This is a genomic window from Micromonospora sp. CNZ295 (assembly GCF_004217535.1).
The window spans coordinates 1,788,457-1,808,072 of record NZ_SHKZ01000001.1 but is presented as its reverse complement, the minus strand read 5'-3'; the positions used below and the strand labels follow the sequence as shown (position 1 = coordinate 1,808,072).

The window sequence follows — 19,616 nt, the reverse complement described above, 5'->3', positions numbered from 1 at the left end:
GCGGCTCAGGCGTCGACCCGGGTGCCCGGATCGAGCCGCCGGTAGTCCACGTCGGAGAGTCGGGTGAAGTTGTTGTTCAGCACGGTCAGGCCGTTGTCGTTGAGCAGCCCGTCGTGCAGCGCGTACGCCCGGCGCGGCGCGACCGCACGGAGGAAGTCCAGCGACTCGGAGAACTTGGTCCACGGCGCGTGGATCGGCAGGAAGAGCGTGTCCACCTGCACGTCATCGGGGACGACCAGGGAGTCACCGGGGTGGTAGACCCGGTCGTCGATCAGGTACGCCAGGTTGTCGATCACCGGAAGGTCGGGATGGATCACGGCGTGCCGCCCACCGTAGGCACGGACCGCGACGCCGGCGGCGGTGAACTCGCCACCCGGCTCGACCGGGGTGAGCACGTCGGCCAGACCGTCCAGTGTGGCGGCCAGCGAGGCCGGGCCGTACACGGGGAACGGGCGGCGGTCGTGCTGCTCGGTCAGCGCCGCCACGTCGACGTGGTCGGGGTGCTCGTGGGTGATCAGTACGGCGTCCGCCCCGTCCAGCGCGGCGCGCTCACTGAAGGCGCCCGGGTCGATGACCAGGACTCCCCCGTCGTGCTCGACGCGTACACAGGAGTGGGCGTACTTGGTCAGCCGCATTTCGTGACTCCTCGATTATCGAATCGTGACGTCCTCAGCGCAGTCTGCCGGAACGGACGCGGCACCGCGTCCCGTCTGACCGATCGTCCCGGTGGTCCGGGGCCACAGACACGGGCGGCCGGCTTGGCGGCCGGCCACGAGGGATCGGAGCGGGGATGGGCGGAATCGGACGTCGTCGGGGCGTGCTGGTCGCGGCGGCGCTGGCGGCGGTGCTGGCCGTCGGCGGTTGCGGCGGCGCGGGAGGCGACAACAGCGGCAGCGACGGCGCGGCGGTGCAGCCGGCCACCGGCGCGGAGGGCGGTGCGGCCGACCAGGCCGGTGCGGCGCCGGCCGGGGCCGGCCAGCCCGGGAAAGCGGAGGGCGGTGGCGGGGCGGACCTGCGGCTCGACCAGCGCGCCATCATCTACACCGGCTCGATGCGGGTGCAGGTGGAGGACGTGGACCGGGCGGCGCGCGACGCGCTCGCCCTGGTGACCGCTGCCGGCGGCTTCGTCGGCGGGGACCAGCGGCGCAGCGTCGACGGGGACGCCACGGCAGAGCTGACGCTGCGGGTGCCGGCGGCGAAGTTCACCACGGTGGTGGACGAGATCGCCAGGCTGGGCACCCGCCAGCGGCAGGAGATCAGCACCGAGGACGTCACCGAGGAAACGGTGGACCTGGACGCCCGGATCATTACCCAGCGGGCCCGGGTGGAGAACGCCCGCCGGCTGCTCGCCCGGGCCCAGTCGATCAGCGACCTGGTGTCGCTGGAGAACGAGCTGGCCCGCCGCGAGGCCGACCTCGCCTCCCTGGAGGCCAAGAAGCGCCGCCTGGCGGATCTGACCGCGCTGTCCACGATCACGGTGTCGCTGGTCGGCCCGGACGCCGCCACCGACGACGGCGAGCCCGAGCTCGGCTTCATGGTCGGGCTGGAGGGTGGCTGGAAGGTCTTCCTCGCCTCGATGGTCGTGCTGCTGACCGTGCTCGGGGCGGTGCTGCCCTGGCTGATCGTCCTCGGCGTACCCGTCGGGGTGCTGGTGTGGCTGCTGCGCCGTCGCCGGCCGCGGCCGGCGCTGGTCGCCACGCCGGCCGTTCCCACCGCCCGGGCCGACGCCGGTGTCAGCCCGCCGCCGCCAGTGCCCGGAGCGCGGTCTGCACCATAACCCGGACGCCGACCGGGATGGCTCGCTCGTCGGGGTCGAACGACGCGCGGTGCAGGTCGACGTTCGGGCCGGAGCGGCCGACGCCGAGCCGGGCGAGGGCACCGGGGACGTACTCCAGGTACCACGAGAAGTCCTCGCCACCCATGCTCTGCGGGGTCTCGGCGATGCCCTCCGGCCCGAGCGCCGCGGCGGTGGCGGCGGTGAGCACCTGGATGGCCCGCGAGTCGTTGCTGACCGGCGGCCGGCCGCGCAGATACTCCAGGTCCACCGTGGCGCCGGTCGGGGCGATCACGTCGCGCACCACCTGACCGACGACCTTGGGGGCCATCTCCCAGGTGTCCCGGTCCATCACGCGCAGGGTGCCGGAGGCGCAGGCCTCCGACGGGATGACGTTGTACCGGGTGCCGGCCGAGGCATGGCCGAACACCAGCAGCAGCCCGCTGTTGGCCGGCACCCGGCGGCTCACCAGGGCCGGAACCTCGGTGATCAGCCGGCCGAGCGCGTCGACCAGGTCGACGGTCAGGTGCGGCCGGGCGGTGTGGCCGCCGGGCCCGGTCAGCCGGACGGTCACGTTGTCGGCGGCGGCGGTGATCGGGCCGACCCGCAGGCCGATCTTGCCGACCGGCAGGTTCGGGTCGCAGTGCAGCGCGAAGATCTGCACCACGTCGTCGAGACCGCCGGCCTCGATCACCTCGAGCGAACCGCAGGGCAGGATCTCCTCGGCCGGCTGGAAGATCAGGCGCACCCGGCCCGGCAGCTCGCCCTGGTCGGCGAGCTGGGCGAGGAGCATGCCCACGCCGAGCATGATCGTGGTGTGCACGTCGTGGCCGCAGGCGTGGCAGACGCCGTCCACGGTCGACCGGAACGGCACGTCCTTGGTGTCGGTCAGCGGCAGCGCGTCGATGTCGGCGCGGAGCGCGACCACCGGGCCGTCGGGGCGGCCGTCGATGTCGCAGATGACGCCGTTGCCCTTGGGCAGCAGCCGCGGGCGCAGCCCGGCCAGGGAGAGCTCCCGGGCGATCAGGGCGGCGGTCTCGAACTCCTGGCCGGAGAGCTCCGGGTGCGAGTGGATGTGACGGCGCGTGGCGATCAGGCCCGGTACCCGGAGAGCGAGGAGGTGGTCCAGCTCGAAGGGCAGGGCCTGGGACCCGGTGGGCGCCTCTATCCAGGACGACGCCAGATGGCCGCCGCTCGGCAGCGTCAACGCACTCGTCACGTCGAATTCTCGATCACTAGAAATGGATGGATCTTCGGGAACAGCAGACAGCCTAGACCTCCGGCGGTGACGCTGCGCAACCTCGTTCCGGTAGTGATCAAACCGCGCTGCGTCACGTACGCCCTGCTCGGGGCGCTCGTGTATCAGCGGGACAGCAGGTAGATCGCGGTCGAACGCCGTCATCTGCCCCACACCTCCTACAACGCGTAACCGATTCGCAGGTGGCGAAATCGTCGCCGGCTCCGGAGCCGCCTTTCCGAATTGTGGCATTAGTCGGTTCTGTTAACTGACGGTCCGACAACTACCCGACCACGCTCGGCGACGAGACCTCGCAGACGTTCACACGCTCGGGCGGCATCCGACCGCACACGGTGTGCGTCCCCGATCACCCGGCCCGGATACCCGGAAAAGCTTCCCCGCATGCGCCGCGGCCGGTGGGCCGCGCCGCCCGGGGGACGGGAGCGGCCCCGGCGTCGTCGCGCGGGCCGCTCACCCGCCTGCGCCGCCGATCGGCGGCGGGAATGGCGACAACTGTACGCCGCCGGTCAAAACGCTGACGACCTGCGCAAACACCGGCTCAGAAGCACGCTCGGCGGCACCCGGCACCCGGCCTGCCGCGGTGTCCCCGGCTCGAACACCCCGACCTGCCCAAAGCCGAGTCGGTCGGAGGCCGCCCTGCCGGTGCCCGGGCCGTCAGAACCGGTCGGACGGGCGGTACAGGCCCCAGACCTCCCGGAGCGTCCCGCAGACCTCGCCCACCGTCGCCCGGGCCCGCAGCGCCTCACGCATCGGGTAGAGCACGTTCCCGCTGCCCTCGGCGGCGGCACGCAACTCGGCGAGAGCCCGCTCGACCGCTGCGCCGTCCCGCTCCGCGCGGAGCTTCGCCAGGCGCTCGGCCTGCGCGGCCTCGATCGTCGGGTCGACCCGCAGCGGCTCGTACGGCTCCTCCTCGTCGATCGCGAACCGGTTGAGACCCACCACGATCCGCTCACCGGAGTCGATCTCCTGCGCGATCCGGTAGGCGGACTGCTCGATCTCGCGCTTCTGGAAGCCGGCCTCGATGGCCTCGACCGCCGACCCGTGCTCGAAGACCCGCTGCATCAGCGCGTCCGCGGCCGCCTCGATCTCGTCCGTCATGGCCTCCACCACGTACGACCCGGCGAACGGGTCGACCGTGGCGGTCAGGTCCGTCTCGTACGCGAGGACCTGTTGCGTGCGCAGGGCGAGCCGGGCCGCCTTCTCGGTCGGCAGCGCGATCGCCTCGTCGAAGCTGTTGGTGTGCAGCGACTGGGTGCCGCCGAGCACCGCGCCCAGGCCCTGCACCGCCACCCGGACCAGGTTGACCTCGGGCTGCTGCGCGGTGAGCTGCACGCCGGCGGTCTGGGTGTGGAAGCGGAGCATCATCGACTTCGGGTTCTTCGCGCCGAACTCGTCGCGCATGAGCCGGGCCCAGATCCGGCGGGCGGCGCGGAACTTCGCCACCTCCTCGAGCAGCGTCGTCCGGGCGACGAAGAAGAACGACAGCCGGGGCGCGAAGTCGTCCACGGCCAGCCCGGCGGCGATCGCGGCACGCACGTACTCGACGCCGTTGGCGAGCGTGAACGCGATCTCCTGGACGGGCGAGGCGCCGGCCTCGGCCATGTGGTAGCCGGAGATCGAGATGGTGTTCCACTTCGGCACCTCGGCCCGGCAGTACGCGAACGTGTCCGCGACCAGGCGCAGCGAGGGCTTCGGCGGGAAGATGTACGTCCCCCGGGCGATGTACTCCTTGAGGATGTCGTTCTGGATCGTGCCGTTCAGCGCGGAGCCCGGCACGCCGTTCTCCTCGGCGACCAGCTGGTACAGCAGGAGCAGCACCGAGCCGGGCGCGTTGATGGTCATCGAGGTGGAGACCTTGTCCAGCGGGATGCCGTCGAAGAGCAGCCGCATGTCCTCGATCGAGTCGATCGCGACCCCGACCTTGCCGACCTCGCCGTGTGCGATCGGGTCGTCCGAGTCGTACCCCATCTGGGTGGGCAGGTCGAAGGCGACGGACAGGCCCATCGTGCCGGCGCGCAGCAGCTGGTGGTAGCGGGCGTTGGACTCGGTGGCGGTGCCGAAGCCGGCGTACTGGCGCATCGTCCAGGGGCGGGACGTGTACATGGTGGGGTAGACCCCGCGGGTGTACGGGTACTCGCCCGGGCCGCCCAGCCGGGAGTCCAGATCCTCGGGGAGGTCGGCCGCCGTGTAGACGCCCTTGATCGGGAACCCGGACTCGCTTGACCGCCGTTCGCTCATCACCGGATGGTAGGACGAGGTGACCGGCCATCGGGTGAGGGATTCCGCACACCCGGTCGACGGACCCTGACCGCAGGTGACCGGCCGGGCACGTACTGTCGAGTTCACCAAACGTCCGCCGCGTCGGCTTTCGCTTCCGGCGTCCGACCCAGCAAGATAGGGGGGTTGTGTCCCAGCCCCCTCGATATCCCCCGGTGGCTCTTCAGTGACTCAGATCCCGACGTGGAGCGGCGGACCAGTCAGTCCCCCAAGCGGCCGCGCGACACCCGGCACCACGATCGGCGGGCGCTACTCGCTGCGCTCGGCGGTCGGCAACGGCGGCATGGGCACGGTCTGGCGTGCGACAGACACACTCCTGCGGCGGGACGTGGCCGTCAAGGAGGTCGTCCTGCCGCCGGGGCTCGCCCCCAGCGACCGTGACGCCATGTACGAGCGCACCCTGCGGGAGGCCCGCGCCGCCGCCGCGATCCAGCACCCGGCCGTGGTCCAGGTGTACGACGTGGTCACCGAGGGCGGCCGGCCGTGGATCGTGATGGAGCTGCTCGACGCCCGCAGCCTCGCCGACATGGTGATCGAGGACGGGCCGGTCGCCCAGCGCGTCGTCGCGAAGATCGGCATCGCCCTGCTCGGCGCGCTCGAGGTGGCGCACGCGATCGGTGTGCTGCACCGGGACGTCAAACCCGCCAACGTGCTGATCTGCACCGACGGTCGCTGCGTGCTGACCGACTTCGGCGTCGCCCGGATGCCCACCGACGTGCAGCTCACCACCCCCGGCATGGTGCTCGGCTCGCCGCACTTCATCTCGCCCGAGCGGGCGATGGGCCAGGAGTTCGGCCCGCCGAGCGACCTGTTCTCCCTGGGCGTGACGCTCTACACCGCCGTCGAGGGGCGCCCGCCGTTCGACAAGGGCGACCCGATCGAGACGATGCACGCGGTCGTGGAGGACCCGCCCGCCCCGCCGCAGCGCAGCGGTCCCCTGGTCCCCGTGCTGATGGGCCTGCTGGAGAAGGACCCGGCCCGCCGGCTCGACGTGCACACCGCCCGGGCCATGCTCCGCGAGCTGCTCGCCGGCCCGCTGACCAGCACCGCGGCCGCGGTGAACTCGGTGACCGACCCGTACTCGGTCGTGCCCGTGCAGCAGCGGCCGACGCCGGTCGTGCAGCCGGAGCAGGCGAAGCCGAGCGGGCAGATCGGCGGCCGGGCGATGCTCGCGCCCGGCGAGTCGCTCACCGACCGGCTGGCGGCGCTGCGCCAGGGCGGGCGACCGGCGGCCGGCGCCGGCGCCACCGCGCTGGACGACACCAGCGCCGACGCCCTCGCCGGCCCGCTGCACACGCCGACCGGGGCGATGCCCCCGCCGAGCCGCACGTACGGCGGGGACGCCACCCAGCGGATCAGCGGGTACCCGGGGTCGGCCGACGCCACCCAGCGGGTGGGCGGAGCGCAGTGGACGGTGCCCGGCACCGGCCAGCCCTGGACCACCACGCCGCCGCCCGCCGCGACCGGCGGTGGGTTCGTCGGCAAGGCCCGCGCCGCCGGTGACCAGCTCGTCCGGACCGTCAAGGGCTGGCCGCGCAAGGTCCAGCTCGCCGCCGCTGGCGGGCTGGCCGTGGTCCTCCTGCTCGGCGTGCTGGCCCTCTCCGACGGCGACGACGGGCCGCCGCCCGCCGCGCCGCAGGCCGCGCCCACCTCGGCGGCCCCCGCCGCCAACCTGCCCGAGATGACGGAGCACACCGGCAAGGGGATCCGGGTGATGGTGCCGGCGGGCTGGCTGCGCAAGAGCGCCGGCGACTGGGTCGACTACGTCGACCCGGAGGACGAGGGCCGGAAGGTGCGGATCCTGAACGAGAAGTGGAGCACCACCTCCGAGCGCTGGGCGGAGGTCGCCGAGAACGGGCTGAAGACCCGCTCGACCTCGTGCGCGAAGCCCTACAACCAGGTTTCGTCGGACCTGAACGCGGAGCTGGCCGGCAAGCCGGCGGCGGAGTTCGAGTACACCTGCGGCGAGGGCGACGGGATGCGGCACGGCGTGTGGCGCGGCGTGGCGCACGACGGCCGGGCGTACTCGTTCTACCTGACCTCCACCGACGCCAAGTTCGAGGAGAGCAAGCCGATCTTCGCGGAGATGGTCCGGTCGTTCCAGCTCGCCGACGCCGGCTGAGACCAGGGCGAGCCGACGTGATGATCCGCCGGCGTGCTATCAAGAGGCATGCCGGCGGACACCACTGACCTCAACGACCTTCGCGAGCGGGCCCGGCGCTGGCTCGGCGACGACCCGGACCCGGCCACCCGCGCCGAACTGGAAGAGGTGCTCGACCGCCTCCCGGCCAGCGCCCCGGAACTGGCCGACCGCTTCGCCGGCCCGCTGACGTTCGGCACCGCGGGTCTGCGCGGCCCGCTGCGCGCCGGCCCGAACGGGATGAATCTCGCCGTGGTCACGCAGGCGGCCGCCGGCCTGGTCGGCTGGCTCGCGGCCCAGGGCGGGAACGGACCGCTGGTGATCGGGTACGACGCCCGCTACGGCTCCCGCGCCTTCGCCGAACGGACCGCGCAGGTCGCCACCGGCGCGGGCCGCCCGGCCCTGCTGCTCCCCCGTCCGCTGCCCACCCCGGTCCTCGCGTACGCGGTCCGCCGGCTCGGCGCGGTCGCCGGGGTGATGGTGACGGCCAGTCACAACCCGCCGCAGGACAACGGCTACAAGGTCTACCTGGGCGCCGACCTCGGCGGTGAGCTGGGCGCCGGCGCGCAGATCGTCCCACCGGCCGACGCCGGCATCGAGGCGGCCATCCGGGCGGTCGGCCCGCTGGCCGAGGTGCCGCTGGGCCCGGCCGGGACGGTGCTCGGCGACGACCTCGTGACGTCGTACGTCGAACAGGCCGTCGGCGTGATAGACCCGGACGGCCCACGCGACCTGGCCGTGGCCTACACGCCGCTGCACGGGGTGGGCGGGGCGGTGCTCACGGCGGCCTTCGCCCGCGCCGGGTTCCCCGTCCCCGGCATCGTGCCGGACCAGGCCGAGCCGGACCCGGCGTTCCCCACCGTCGCCTTCCCGAACCCCGAGGAGCCGGGCGCCGTCGACCGGCTGACCGCCCTGGCCGGGTCCACCGGCGCCGACATCGCGATCGCCAACGACCCGGACGCGGACCGCTGCGCGGTGGTGGTGCGCGAGTCCGGCGCGGCGGCGAGCGGCCACGCCGAGGTCGCCGGCCCCGGGGCCGGCGACCTCGGCGCACCAGGGTGGCGGATGCTCCGCGGCGACGAGGTGGGCGTGCTCCTCGCCGATCACCTGATGCGTCGTGGCGTCACCGGCCTGTACGCGACCACGATCGTGTCGTCGTCGCTGCTGCGCGCGATGTGCGCCGCCCGGAACCTGCCGTACGACGAGACGCTGACCGGGTTCAAATGGATCGTGCGGGCGGGCGGCGGCTCCGCGCCGCTGGTGTTCGGCTACGAGGAGGCGCTCGGCTACTGCGTGGCGCCCGACCACGTCCGGGACAAGGACGGCATCACCGCCGCGCTGACCGTGGCCGAGCTGGCGGCCGGGCTCAAGGCGCAGGGGCGCACCCTCGCCGACCGGCTGGACGAGCTGGCCGCCGAGTTCGGCGTGCACCACACCGACCAGCTCTCGGTACGCGTCGACGACCTGCGGCGGATCGCCGAGATGATGGCCCGGTTCCGGGCCGCCACCCCGACCACGCTGCTCGGGCAGCCGCTCACCGAGTCCCGGGACCTGCTCCCCGAGGCGGACGTGGTGATCCTGCGCAACGCCGCCGCCCGCGTGGTGATCCGCCCGTCCGGCACCGAGCCGAAGCTCAAGGCGTACCTGGAGGTGGTGGAGCCGGTCGCGGACGGCGACGTGTCCGCGGCCCGCACCCGCGCGGCGACCGCCGTCACCGACCTGCGCAAGGAGATCGCCGCCGCGCTCGGGGTGTAGGGAAGGGCCCTTCTCGACGCCTGAGGTGGTGGACGGACCCCTTCTTGACACTCAGGGGCGGGGGCCGAGGGCGGCGTCGACGGCGTGGCCGAGCGCGCTCACCACCAGCGCGACGGACGGGCGGACCACCGAGTCCTCGAGGCTGACCTCGCCGGAGAAACCGGCGCCGCTGGCGATCTCGGTCAGCCGACGCCGGGCATCGTCGGCGGCCGCCCCGCTCACCCCGAGCGCCGGTTCCATCCGCAGCACCGCCACCAGTGTGGCCAGCGCGGCGGTCCGCTCGTCCGGGGCCACCGAGCCGGTCAGCGCCTCGGCGAGCCGGCGCCGGGTGTCCGCCTCCACCGACGGGTCGACCACCGGGTAGCGGTGCACGTGGATGAAACCCAACTCGGTCTCGTCCACGTCCCGCACCACGCCCTGGCGGCACAGGTCGCCGAGGATCCGGTCGCGCAGGCCGTGCCGCAGCCGCTGCACCCAGGACGACGGGCTGTGCGGGGTGTCGGCGGCGATCTTCGCGAGCACGGCGTCGGTCACCGGCTCGCCGATCGGCGTCGGGTCGAGCACCGTGAGGTTCCCCTCGGCGTACGCGATCCGGCCGGCCAGCGCCAGCTCGATCAGCACCGCCGCGGCCATGCCCAGGTCGAGGCTGATCCGGGGCATGGTCGCCTTGCCCGTCTCGTCGTCGTACGCGAGAAGGAGCAACTCGTCGGCGAGCGCAACACCAGTCATGGCCCGGACGCTAACGCCTCCCCGCACCGCGGGCGGCCGGACGCGCCCAGGTTGTCAGAAGCGGGGCATGCCGCCGAACTGACGGTCACCGGCGTCGCCGAGGCCGGGGACGATGAACTTGCGGTCGTTGAGACCCTCGTCGATCGAGGCCGTGACCAGGCGCAGCGGCAGGCCGGAGCGCTCCAGCCGCTCGATGCCGGCGGGCGCGGCGAGCACGCAGAGCACGGTGATGTCGGTGCATCCCCGGTCGGCGAGCAGCCGGCAGCCGTGCTCCAGCGAGCCGCCGGTGGCGAGCATCGGGTCGAGCACCAGCACCGGCAGGCCGGCGAGGTCCCGGGGCAGCGACTCCATGTACGGGCGGGGCTCGAAGGTCTCCTCGTCCCGGGCCAGGCCGACGAAGCCCATCGACGACTCCGGCAGCAGGCCGAGCGCGGCGTCGGCCATGCCGAGACCGGCCCGCAGCACCGGCACCAGCAGCGGCGGGTTCGCCAGTCGGGTGCCCTCGGTGCCGGTGACCGGGGTCTGCACCGGGTACCGCTCGACGGGGAAGGAGCGCGCCGCCTCGTACACCAGCATCGTGGTGAGTTCGTGCAGCGCCGCGCGGAACGCGGCCGAGTCGGTCCGGGCGTCGCGCATGGCGGTCAGCCGCGACTGGGCGAGCGGGTGGTCAATGACGAGTACGTCCACGGTCGCTCAACCTACCGCCTGCCGTCGCGGACACCGGCCGTTGTGGTCGCACCGGCGACGCCGCTCACGCGCACCCGACCGTGACCAAGATCACGCGGCGGTCGTCCGCGTAGACTTCGGGGCATGACGGCGACAGCGACGTCGGCCCGGTCGGACCTCTCCGAGCTGGGACGATCCGAGACCGCTCTGCGGACCTTCCTGCACGGCCTGCCCGGCGTGGACCAGGTCGGCGCGGAGCAGCGGGCGGCACAGCTCGGCACCCGATCCATCAAGACCACCGCCAAGGCACAGGCGATCGACCTGGCGATCCGGATGGTCGACCTCACCACCCTCGAAGGGGCCGACACCCCGGGCAAGGTGCGGGCGCTCGCCACCAAGGCCCTGCGCCCGGATCCGACCGACCCGTCCTGCCCGCACGTCGGTGCCGTCTGCGTCTACCCGTCGATGGTCCCGTACGTGGCCGAGGTGCTGCGCGGATCCGGCGTGCACCTGGCCAGCGTGGCGACCGCCTTCCCCTCGGGGCAGGCTCCGCTGGAGGTGAAGCTCGCCGACACCCGGGCCGCCGTCGCGGCCGGCGCCGACGAGATCGACATGGTGATCAACCGGGGCGCGTTCCTGGCCGGCCGCTACCAGGAGGTCTACGACGAGATCGTGGCCACCAAGGAGGCCTGCGGGGACGCCCACCTCAAGGTGATCCTGGAGACCGGCGAGCTGGCCACGTACGACAACGTCCGCCGCGCCTCGTGGCTGGCGATGCTGGCCGGCGGCGACTTCATCAAGACCTCCACCGGCAAGGTCCCGGTGGCGGCCACCCCGCCGGTGACGCTGGTGATGCTGGAGGCGGTCCGCGACTTCCGCGCCGCCACCGGGCGGCAGGTCGGCGTGAAGCCGGCCGGCGGCATCCGGACCACCAAGGACGCCATCAAGTACCTGGTCATGGTCAACGAGACCGTCGGCCCGGACTGGCTCGACCCGGACTGGTTCCGCTTCGGCGCCTCCAGCCTGCTCAACGACCTGCTGATGCAGCGCACCAAGCTGACGACCGGCGTCTACGCCGGCCCCGACTACTTCACCCTGGACTGAGCGTGATGTTCGAGTACGCCCCCGCCCCCGAGTCGCGCTCGGTGGTGGACCTCAAGCCCTCCTACGGGCTCTTCATCGACGGCGAGTTCGTCGACCCGACCGACGGCGGCACCTTCAAGTCGATCAACCCGGCCTCCGAGGAGGTCCTCGCCGAGGTCGCCGAGGGCGGCGCCGGTGACGTCGACCGGGCGGTCCGCGCGGCCCGCGCCGCGTACCAGAAGGTGTGGGGCCCGATGCCGGGCCGGGACCGGGCCAAGTACCTGTTCCGGATCGCCCGGATCATCCAGGAGCGTTCGCGTGAGCTGGCGGTGCTGGAGTCCCTCGACAACGGCAAGCCGATCAAGGAGTCCCGGGACGTCGACATCCCGCTGGTCGCCGCGCACTTCTTCTACTACGCCGGCTGGGCGGACAAGCTCGAGCACGCCGGCTTCGGTCCCGACCCGCGGCCGCTGGGCGTGGCGGCGCAGGTCATCCCGTGGAACTTCCCGCTGCTCATGCTCGCCTGGAAGATCGCCCCGGCCCTCGCCGCCGGCAACACGGTGGTGCTGAAGCCCGCCGAGACCACCCCGCTCACCGCGCTGCTCTTCGCCGAGATCTGCCAGCAGGCCGACCTGCCGGCCGGTGTGGTCAACATCGTCACCGGCGCCGGCGACACCGGCCGGGCACTGGTCGAGCACCCCGGCGTGGACAAGGTCGCCTTCACCGGTTCCACCGAGGTCGGCCGGGCCATCGCCCGCGCCGTGGCCGGCACCCGCAAGAAGCTCACCCTCGAGCTCGGCGGCAAGGCGGCCAACATCGTCTTCGACGACGCGCCGGTCGACCAGGCCGTCGAGGGGATCGTCAACGGCATCTTCTTCAACCAGGGGCACGTCTGCTGCGCCGGCTCCCGCCTGTTGATCCAGGAGTCGGTCGCCGACCGGGTGCTGGAGTCGCTGAAGCGGCGGATGGCCCAGCTGCGGGTCGGCGACCCGCTGGACAAGAACACCGACATCGGCGCGATCAACTCGGCCGCTCAGCTGGCGCGCATCAGGGAGCTGTCCGACGCCGGCTCGGCCGAGGGCGCCGAGCGCTGGTCGCCGCCGTGCGAGCTGCCCGACCGCGGCTTCTGGTTCGCGCCGACGATCTTCACCGGGGTCACCCAGGCGCACCGGATCGCCCGGGAGGAGATCTTCGGCCCGGTGCTGTCCGTGCTGACCTTCCGCACCCCGGCCGAGGCGGTCGAGAAGGCCAACAACACGCCGTACGGGCTGTCCGCCGGCATCTGGACCGACAAGGGCTCGCGGATCCTGTGGATGGCCGACCGGCTCCGCGCCGGCGTGGTGTGGGCCAACACGTTCAACAAGTTCGACCCCACCTCGCCCTTCGGCGGCTACAAGGAGTCGGGCTACGGTCGCGAGGGCGGCCGGCACGGGCTGGAGGCGTACCTCAATGTCTGAGCGGGTCGCGGTACGCAAGACGTACAAGCTCTTCATCGGCGGGAAGTTCCCGCGCAGCGAGTCGGGACGGTCGTATCTCGTGCAGGACGCGAATGTCTCCCTGGCCTCCCGCAAGGACGCGCGGGACGCCGTCGTCGCCGCCCGGGCCGCCGGGAAGGGCTGGGCCGGCGCCACCGCCTACAACCGGGGTCAGATCCTCTACCGGGTCGCCGAGATGCTGGAGGGCCGCCGCGAGCAGTTCGTGGCCCTGGGCGTGCCGGGCGACGAGGTGGACGCCGCCACCGACCGCTGGGTCTGGTACGCCGGCTGGTCCGACAAGCTGCCCCAGGTGTACGGGGGCGCGAACCCCGTCGCCGGCCCGTACTTCAACCTGTCGGCGCCCGAGCCGACCGGCGTGGTGGCCGTGGTGGCCCCGGAGACGCCGGCGCTGCTCGGCCTGGTCAGCGTGATCGCCCCGGCGATCGTGACCGGAAACACGGTGGTGGTGGCGACCTCGCCGACGGCCCCGCTCGCGGCGGTGACCCTGGCCGAGGTGCTGGCCACCTCCGACCTGCCCGGCGGCGTGGTGAACCTGCTGACCGGCCGGCTGTCGGAGACGGTGCCGACGCTGGCGGGCCACATGGACGTCAACGCCATCGACCTGACCGGCGTGGCCGACGCCGAGCTGGCGGCGGACCTGGAGGTCAGGGCGGCGGAGAACCTCAAGCGGGTGCTGCGTCCGGCCCCGGCCGACCACGACTGGTTCGCGGACCCGGGCCTCGCCCGCATGACGGCCCTGCTGGAGACGAAGACGGTCTGGCACCCCAAGGGGGTGTAGGTCTTCGGCCCCTTGCGCCGGCCGGTCCGGCGGGCCTGGTCGGTGGTGCGCCCCGCCGCCGCCGGACGACCTACTACACAGGGTAGGATTGGCACGTGACTCGGCTCGGTGATCTCGAACGTGCGGTGATGGACGTGCTGTGGGACTCGGTCCCGGGCACGTCGAACGGCGTCACCGTGCGGGCGGTCGCGGACGCCCTGGCCGGGCGTGAGCTGGCGTACACCACCGTGATGACGGTGCTCGACCGGCTCGCCGGCAAGGGCATGGTGCAGCGGGAGCGCGAGGGACGGGCGTGGCGGTACCGGGCCGCCGCGAGCCGCGAGGCACACATCGCCCAGCTCATGCTCGACGCGCTCGACCTCGGCGGCAGCCGGGACGCCGCGCTGGTGCGCTTCGCCCGGTCGGTCACCGGCACCGAGGCGGAGGTGCTGCGCGCCGCGCTGAGCGCGGAGGCCGGCCTGACCGACACCGCCACCCCGCCCGAGCGTGGTGGCGAGGCGGGTCCGCTCGTCGAGCGGGTCGACCCGCCCGCGACGGGCCGGGCAACCCGGGCAACCCGGGCGCGCCGGGCCGACGAGGCAGCGGACCGGTAGGGCGGGCGAGCATGGCCTACGCGGTGCACTTCGGCGTGTCGGTGCTGGCCTGCTGGCTCACCGCCCAGGTGCTGGCGCGTTCGACGTGGCCCTGGCGCAGCCCCCGGGTGGCCATCCTCTGCTGGCAGGCGGTCGGCCTGGCCGTCGGCCTCTCGGCGATGGGGCTGCCGATGGCGCTCGGCCTCGCCGGGTACGAACGCCCGACCGGCAGCGCCCTGTGGGCCCTGGCCACCGACCTGAGCCACGGCACCCTGCCGGCCGGGGTGGGTGCGGTCCACCTCGGGCTGGTCGGCGTCGGCTTCGGCATCGGGGCGGTGCTCCTGGCCACGACCGTCCGCAGCCTGTCCGCCGCCGTCCGCGCCCAGCGCCGCCACCGCGACCTGCTCGCGCTGGTCGCGCGGCGGGACCCGACCGTGCCCGGCGCGCTGGTGCTCGACCACCCGAGCGCGGCGGCGTACTGCCTGCCCGGGGTGAAGCCCCGCGTCGTGGTCAGCGCCGGCACGCTCGACCTGCTGGACCGGGCCGAGCTGGCGGCCGTGCTCACCCACGAGCGGGCGCACGCCGAGGAGCGGCACGACCTCGTGCTGCTGCCGTTCACCGCGCTGTGTCGGGCGCTGCCCTGGTTCCGGTGGGTGCGGGAAGCGCACGCGCGGGTCGCCCTGCTGGTCGAGATGCGCGCCGACGACAAGGCCCGCGAGCTGCACGACGAGGCGCCCCTGGCCGGCGCGCTGCGCCGGTTCGCCGCGGCCGGCAACCGGATCATCCCGGCGGGCACGCTGGGGCTGGGCGACCGCGACCTGGACGTACGGGTGCAGCGCCTGCTGGAGTCCGGCCGGCCGCCCCGGCTGGTCGGTGCCGCCGCGCTGAGCCTGGCGACCACCCTGGCCGCCCTCCCGATCTCGCTGTTCCTGAGCTGACCCCGCGCCGGGCGCGGCACCGAGATCGTGCCTGCTGGCCGAGGTGGTGGCCCTCCGGACGCCGCCGAGGCCACTACTTCCACGACGGTGCGCGCCAGCCAGGGGAAGGAGGTGGGATAGGTAGTGAGGCTACGTGTAGGCTCGCTCAGTAAGATCCGCTGATCCGCCGGAGGGCCGCTCATGGACACCCTGCTCCTCGCCCGCCTCCAGTTCGCCACCACGGCCTCGATCCACTTCCTCTTCGTCGTGGTCACGCTCGGCCTGGTCACCCTGCTGGTCGGCCTGCAGACGGCGTGGGTGCTCACCGACAAGCCGGTCTACGAGCGGCTGACCCGCTTCTGGGGGCAGCTGTATGTGATCAACTACGTGCTGGGCATCGCCACCGGCATCGTGATGGAGTTCCAGTTCGGGCTCAACTGGAGCGGGCTCTCGCGCTACGTCGGCAACGTCTTCGGGGCGCCGCTCGCGATCGAGACGCTTGTCGCGTTCTTCCTGGAGTCGACGTTCCTCGGCATGTGGATCTTCGGCTGGCACCGGCTCCGCCGGGGCGTCCACCTGGCGCTGCTCTACGGGGTGGCGATCACCGCGTACGCCTCGGCTTTCTGGATCATGGTGGCCAACTCGTGGCTCCAGAACCCGGTGGGGTACGAGGTCCGCGACGGGATCGCCCACCTGACCGACTTCTCCGCCCTGCTGCGCAACCCGAGTCTCGGCATGGCGTTCGGGCACCTGGTCGCGGCGGCCCTGCTCGTCGGTGGGATGCTGATGGCCGCCGTGAGCGCCGGGCACCTCCTGCGCCGGACGCCGGACTTCGCCCTGCACCGCACGGCGCTGCGGATCGGCCTGGTTACCTCGGCACTGTCGATCAGCCTGGTGCAGGGTTTCGGCTTCGCCCAGTTCGGCCCCGTCGGCGAGGTGCAGCCGACCAAGTTCGGTGCCGGCCCGGACGCGGATGCGCTGGTCGCGGAGTGGGTGGCCCGATTCGGCCCCGGCGACTACACCCCGCCGGCCCTGGCCAGCGTCGGGCTCGGGTTCATGATCCTGATCGGCTTCGGCCTGGGCACGCTGTGGCTGCTCCTGCCGCTGCTCTGGCGGGACTGGATCATCCGACTCCGCTTTCCGCTCTGGCTGCTGCTGCTCGCCCTGCCACTGCCCTTCGTCGCGGTGATCCTCGGCTGGCTCGCCCGCGAGGTGGGCCGGCAGCCCTGGGTGGCGTACGGCCTGCTCCCCACGGATCAGGCGGTGTCCGGCGTCGGCCCCGGCGTGATGCTCGTCTCCTTCGTCGGCTTCACGCTGCTGCTCGGCACCCTCGCCGTCACCAACTGGGTGCTGCTGGCCCGGCACGCCGCCCGCGGCGCCGCCGATCCCGCCCTCGGTCGCCGGCCCGACCAAGCCGCCGAGCCCCGCCCCGAACCCGCCTTCGCCTGAGGGAGACGACCATGGAACTCGCCTGGTACGCGCTGCTCGGCGCCTTCTTCGCCACCTACCTCGTGCTCGGCGGCTACGACTACGGGGTCGGGCTGCTGCTCGCCCGCCGCGCCGACCCGGCCCGCCGCCGGCAGGCCCTCAACGCGGTCGGCCCGTTCTTCCTCGGCAACGAGGTCTGGCTGGTGGCCGCCGTAGGCATTCTCTTCGGGGCGTTCCCCGTGCTGGAGGGGGAACTGCTGTCCGGCCTCTACCCGGCCGTCGTCGGCGCGCTGGCCGGGGTGATCCTGGTGACCGCCGGGGTGCAGTTGCGCAGCCGACCGGCCGGCGATCGGGCTCGCACCGCCTGGGACCGGGTGGTCGTGGTCGGCAGCCTGCTCGCCGCGCTCGGCTGGGGCGCGGTGTTCGGCGGGCTGCTCCAGGGCGTACCGCTGCACCGCGACGGGTACGTGGTCGGGGTCACCCATCTCGTCACCCCGTTCGTGGCCGCCACCGGCCTGGCCCTGGTCGCGCTGGTGGCGCTGCACGGCGCGACCTTCCTCGCCCTCCGCCTGCCGGTCACCGACGCCGAGCCGGTGGCCCGGCTGGCGCGCCGGCTGGTCCCGGTGGCCATCGCCGCGGTCGGCACGGCCGCCGTCGTGGGCCTGCTCTCCGACCGGGTACGCGCCGCCGCGCAGCGCCCGGCGGTGGGCGTACTCCTGCTGGCGCTGCTGGTCGCGGCGCTGCTGGCGGCCCGGGTGGCGCTCGCCCGGCGGCGGCCGGGCCCGGCGTTCACCGCCACCGCCGCCGCTCTCGCCGTGCCGGTCGCGCTGGTCGGGGCCACCCTCTGGCCGTACGCGCTGGTCTCCACGGTCGACCCGGCGGCCTCGCTCACCGTGGCCGACGCCGCGGCCAGCGGGCCGACCCTGCGGCTGCTGGGATGGCTGACCGCGCCGCTCCTGCCGGCCTTACTAGGCTTTCAGGCGATGTGCTGGTGGGTGTTCCGGGGACGGACTGACGGCAGGGCACCGGTGTACTGGTGAACCGCCGCCCCTTCGACCCGCGTCTGCTGCGTCGGGTCCCCGCGGCCCGGCGTGACCTCGCCGTGCTCGCGCTGCTCGGCGTGCTCGCCGCGGGTCTGGTGGTGGCGCAGGCGACGTCCCTCGCGGCGCTGCTCGCGACCGCGTTCGACGGGCGGTTGCACCGGCCCGCGCTGGCCGGGTTCGTCGCGGCGGTCGCCGCCCGGTCCCTGCTGGTGTGGGCGCAGGGCACGGTGTCGGCCCGGGTCGCGGCGACGGTCAAGGCGGCGCTGCGGGTCGAGCTGCTCGACGCGGTCGGGCGGCACGGGCCGACCTGGGTCGCGGGGCAGCGGGCCGGCCAGCTCGCCACCCTGGCCGGCCGGGGTCTGGACGCGCTGGACGCCTACTTCACCGGCTACCTGCCCCAGCTCGTGCTCAGCGTCACCGTGCCGGTGGCGGTACTGGGTCGGATCTTCCTCGCCGACTGGAGTTCGGCCGTCATCATCGCGGTCACGCTGCCGCTCATCCCGATCTTCGGCGCGCTGCTCGGCTGGCAGGCGCAGGCCGCGACCGAACGACAGTGGCGGCGGCTGTCGCTGCTCGGCGGGCACTTCCTGGACATGGTGGCGGGGCTGCCCACGCTGCGGGCCTTCGGGCGGGCGCGGAAGCAGACCGAGGTGGTCCGCCGGATGGCCGACGGGCACCGGGTGGCGACCATGAAGACGCTGCGCATCGCGTTCCTCTCCGCCCTGGTGCTGGAGCTGGTCGCCACCCTCTCCGTGGCACTGGTCGCCGTGCCGGTGGGCGTCCGGCTGCTCGGCGGTGGGCTGACCCTGCAGACCGCGCTGCTGGTGCTGCTGCTCACCCCCGAGGCGTACCTGCCGCTGCGCGCGGCCGGCAGCCGCTTCCACGCCAGCATGGAGGGGCTCACCGCGCTGGACGAGGCGCTCACGCTCTCCGCCGGCGCGCCGGCCGCCGGCACCCGACCGGAGCGGCCGGTGCCGGACGGCCGCGGCGAGATCCGGTTCGAGGGCGTGACCGTCGCGTACGACCGCACCACCGCCCTCCGCGACGTCACGCTGACGATCCGGCCGGGCGAGCGGATCGCCGTCGTCGGGCCGAGCGGCGCCGGCAAGAGCACCCTGCTGAACCTGCTGCTCGGCTTCGTCACGCCCACCGCGGGCCGGGTCACCGTCGGCGGCGTGGATCTGGCCGGCGCCGACCTGGACGCCTGGCGCCGGCAGCTCGCCTGGGTCCCGCAGCGGGCCCACCTCTTCGCCGCGTCGCTGGCCGACAACATCCGTCTGGGTGCCCCCGGCACCCCCGACGCCGCCCTGGCCGGCCCGGTCCGGGACGCCGCGCTGGAGGAGGTCGTCACCGCGCTGCCCGACGGGCTGGCCACCGTCCTCGGTGAGCGGGGGCACGGCCTCTCCAGCGGCCAGCGGCAACGGGTGGCGCTGGCCCGCGCCTTCCTGCGGGACGCCCCGGTGGTGCTGCTCGACGAACCGACCGCCCGGCTGGACTCGGCCAGCGAGGCGGCCGTCCTCGCCGCCACCCGCACCCTGGTGTCCGGGCGGACGGCGTTGCTGGTCGCGCACCGCCCCGCGCTGCTCGCCGACGCCGACCGGATCCTGCGCGTGGCCGACGGGCGGGTCACCGAGCTCACCCCGACCGCCGCCGGGAAGGCGGCACCGTGAGCGCGAGGAGTGAGCCGACCCTGCGAGCCC

At 73.7% G+C, this 19,616-nt stretch carries 16 protein-coding genes; 11 read left to right on the top strand and 5 right to left on the bottom strand.

Annotated features, from left to right (window positions below):
* Positions 1-5: 5 nt before the first annotated feature.
* Positions 6-635: an MBL fold metallo-hydrolase gene (locus EV376_RS08685; protein WP_130321617.1), complete on the bottom strand. Its 630-nt coding sequence runs from the start codon at positions 633-635 to the stop codon at positions 6-8.
* A gap of 155 nt (positions 636-790) precedes the next feature.
* Here EV376_RS08685 and EV376_RS08680 point away from each other — a divergent pair, with 155 nt between their 5' ends.
* Positions 791-1,777 (top strand): DUF4349 domain-containing protein, encoded by a 987-nt coding sequence (locus EV376_RS08680; protein WP_130321616.1) that lies wholly within the window; start codon positions 791-793, stop codon positions 1,775-1,777.
* Here EV376_RS08680 and EV376_RS08675 read toward each other — a convergent pair.
* Positions 1,734-2,993 carry an amidohydrolase gene (locus EV376_RS08675; RefSeq protein ID WP_130321615.1) on the bottom strand — a complete coding sequence of 420 codons (1,260 nt, stop codon included), beginning with the start codon at positions 2,991-2,993 and terminating at the stop codon, positions 1,734-1,736. The two genes, EV376_RS08680 and EV376_RS08675, sit on opposite strands and share 44 nt — an antisense overlap.
* A 693-nt stretch (positions 2,994-3,686) precedes the next feature.
* Positions 3,687-5,270: a methylmalonyl-CoA mutase family protein gene (locus EV376_RS08670; RefSeq protein ID WP_130321614.1), complete on the bottom strand. Its 1,584-nt coding sequence runs from the start codon at positions 5,268-5,270 to the stop codon at positions 3,687-3,689.
* A 205-nt stretch (positions 5,271-5,475) separates the two neighbouring features.
* On the opposite strand from EV376_RS08670, the gene EV376_RS08665 reads away from it, so the two are divergent.
* Together EV376_RS08665 and EV376_RS08660 are read left to right on the top strand one after the other, a co-directional pair.
* Positions 5,476-7,431 carry a serine/threonine-protein kinase gene (locus EV376_RS08665; protein ID WP_130321613.1) on the top strand — a complete coding sequence of 652 codons (1,956 nt, stop codon included), beginning with the start codon at positions 5,476-5,478 and terminating at the stop codon, positions 7,429-7,431.
* Positions 7,432-7,479: 48 nt separating this feature from the next.
* A complete protein-coding gene (locus EV376_RS08660; RefSeq protein WP_130321612.1) occupies positions 7,480-9,204 on the top strand; it encodes a phospho-sugar mutase in 1,725 nt (574 codons plus the stop codon).
* 51 nt (positions 9,205-9,255) lie between these two features.
* Here EV376_RS08660 and EV376_RS08655 read toward each other — a convergent pair whose 3' ends face one another.
* Entirely contained in the window at positions 9,256-9,933 is a 678-nt protein-coding gene (locus EV376_RS08655; RefSeq protein WP_130321611.1) for a GOLPH3/VPS74 family protein, read from the bottom strand.
* 54 nt (positions 9,934-9,987) lie between these two features.
* Positions 9,988-10,620 (bottom strand): uracil phosphoribosyltransferase, encoded by a 633-nt coding sequence (gene upp, locus EV376_RS08650; RefSeq protein ID WP_130321610.1) that lies wholly within the window; start codon positions 10,618-10,620, stop codon positions 9,988-9,990.
* 123 nt (positions 10,621-10,743) lie between these two features.
* Between upp and deoC the strand changes: the two genes are divergently transcribed.
* The 8 genes from deoC (at position 10,744) to cydD (ending at position 19,586) form a co-directional block, all read left to right on the top strand.
* Entirely contained in the window at positions 10,744-11,703 is a 960-nt protein-coding gene (gene deoC / locus EV376_RS08645) for a deoxyribose-phosphate aldolase (RefSeq protein WP_130321609.1), read from the top strand.
* Positions 11,704-11,708: 5 nt separating this feature from the next.
* Positions 11,709-13,139, top strand: coding sequence for an aldehyde dehydrogenase family protein (locus tag EV376_RS08640; protein WP_130321608.1), 1,431 nt, complete (start codon positions 11,709-11,711; stop codon positions 13,137-13,139).
* Positions 13,132-13,956, top strand: coding sequence for an aldehyde dehydrogenase family protein (locus EV376_RS08635; RefSeq protein WP_130321607.1), 825 nt, complete (start codon positions 13,132-13,134; stop codon positions 13,954-13,956). The genes EV376_RS08640 and EV376_RS08635 overlap by 8 nt, the downstream gene beginning before the upstream one ends.
* A 95-nt stretch (positions 13,957-14,051) precedes the next feature.
* The gene (locus EV376_RS08630; RefSeq protein ID WP_130321606.1) at positions 14,052-14,549 is read left to right on the top strand and encodes a BlaI/MecI/CopY family transcriptional regulator; all 498 of its coding nucleotides are present in this window, start codon (positions 14,052-14,054) and stop codon (positions 14,547-14,549) included.
* An 11-nt stretch (positions 14,550-14,560) separates the two neighbouring features.
* Positions 14,561-15,466 (top strand): M56 family metallopeptidase, encoded by a 906-nt coding sequence (locus EV376_RS08625; protein ID WP_130321605.1) that lies wholly within the window; start codon positions 14,561-14,563, stop codon positions 15,464-15,466.
* A 180-nt stretch (positions 15,467-15,646) separates the two neighbouring features.
* Positions 15,647-16,894, top strand: a complete 1,248-nt coding sequence (locus EV376_RS08620) for a cytochrome ubiquinol oxidase subunit I (protein ID WP_130321604.1) — start codon at positions 15,647-15,649, stop codon at positions 16,892-16,894.
* 11 nt (positions 16,895-16,905) lie between these two features.
* On the top strand, positions 16,906-17,913 hold the full coding sequence (locus tag EV376_RS08615; RefSeq protein WP_130321603.1) for a cytochrome d ubiquinol oxidase subunit II: 1,008 nt from the start codon (positions 16,906-16,908) through the stop codon (positions 17,911-17,913).
* On the top strand, positions 17,910-19,586 hold the full coding sequence (gene cydD / locus EV376_RS08610; RefSeq protein WP_130321602.1) for a thiol reductant ABC exporter subunit CydD: 1,677 nt from the start codon (positions 17,910-17,912) through the stop codon (positions 19,584-19,586). Before EV376_RS08615 ends, cydD begins: the two co-directional genes overlap by 4 nt.
* Positions 19,587-19,616: the final 30 nt, after the last annotated feature.

Coding starts and splice junctions, on each gene's coding strand:
- EV376_RS08640 (WP_130321608.1), top strand. CDS start 11,709: ATGTTCGAGTACGCCCCCGCCCCCGAGTCGCGCTCGGTGGTGGACCTC.
- EV376_RS08685 (WP_130321617.1), bottom strand. CDS start 635: ATGCGGCTGACCAAGTACGCCCACTCCTGTGTACGCGTCGAGCACGAC.
- EV376_RS08615 (WP_130321603.1), top strand. CDS start 16,906: ATGGAACTCGCCTGGTACGCGCTGCTCGGCGCCTTCTTCGCCACCTAC.
- deoC (WP_130321609.1), top strand. CDS start 10,744: ATGACGGCGACAGCGACGTCGGCCCGGTCGGACCTCTCCGAGCTGGGA.
- EV376_RS08655 (WP_130321611.1), bottom strand. CDS start 9,933: ATGACTGGTGTTGCGCTCGCCGACGAGTTGCTCCTTCTCGCGTACGAC.
- EV376_RS08635 (WP_130321607.1), top strand. CDS start 13,132: ATGTCTGAGCGGGTCGCGGTACGCAAGACGTACAAGCTCTTCATCGGC.
- EV376_RS08680 (WP_130321616.1), top strand. CDS start 791: ATGGGCGGAATCGGACGTCGTCGGGGCGTGCTGGTCGCGGCGGCGCTG.
- EV376_RS08620 (WP_130321604.1), top strand. CDS start 15,647: ATGGACACCCTGCTCCTCGCCCGCCTCCAGTTCGCCACCACGGCCTCG.
- EV376_RS08625 (WP_130321605.1), top strand. CDS start 14,561: ATGGCCTACGCGGTGCACTTCGGCGTGTCGGTGCTGGCCTGCTGGCTC.
- EV376_RS08670 (WP_130321614.1), bottom strand. CDS start 5,270: ATGAGCGAACGGCGGTCAAGCGAGTCCGGGTTCCCGATCAAGGGCGTC.
- EV376_RS08660 (WP_130321612.1), top strand. CDS start 7,480: ATGCCGGCGGACACCACTGACCTCAACGACCTTCGCGAGCGGGCCCGG.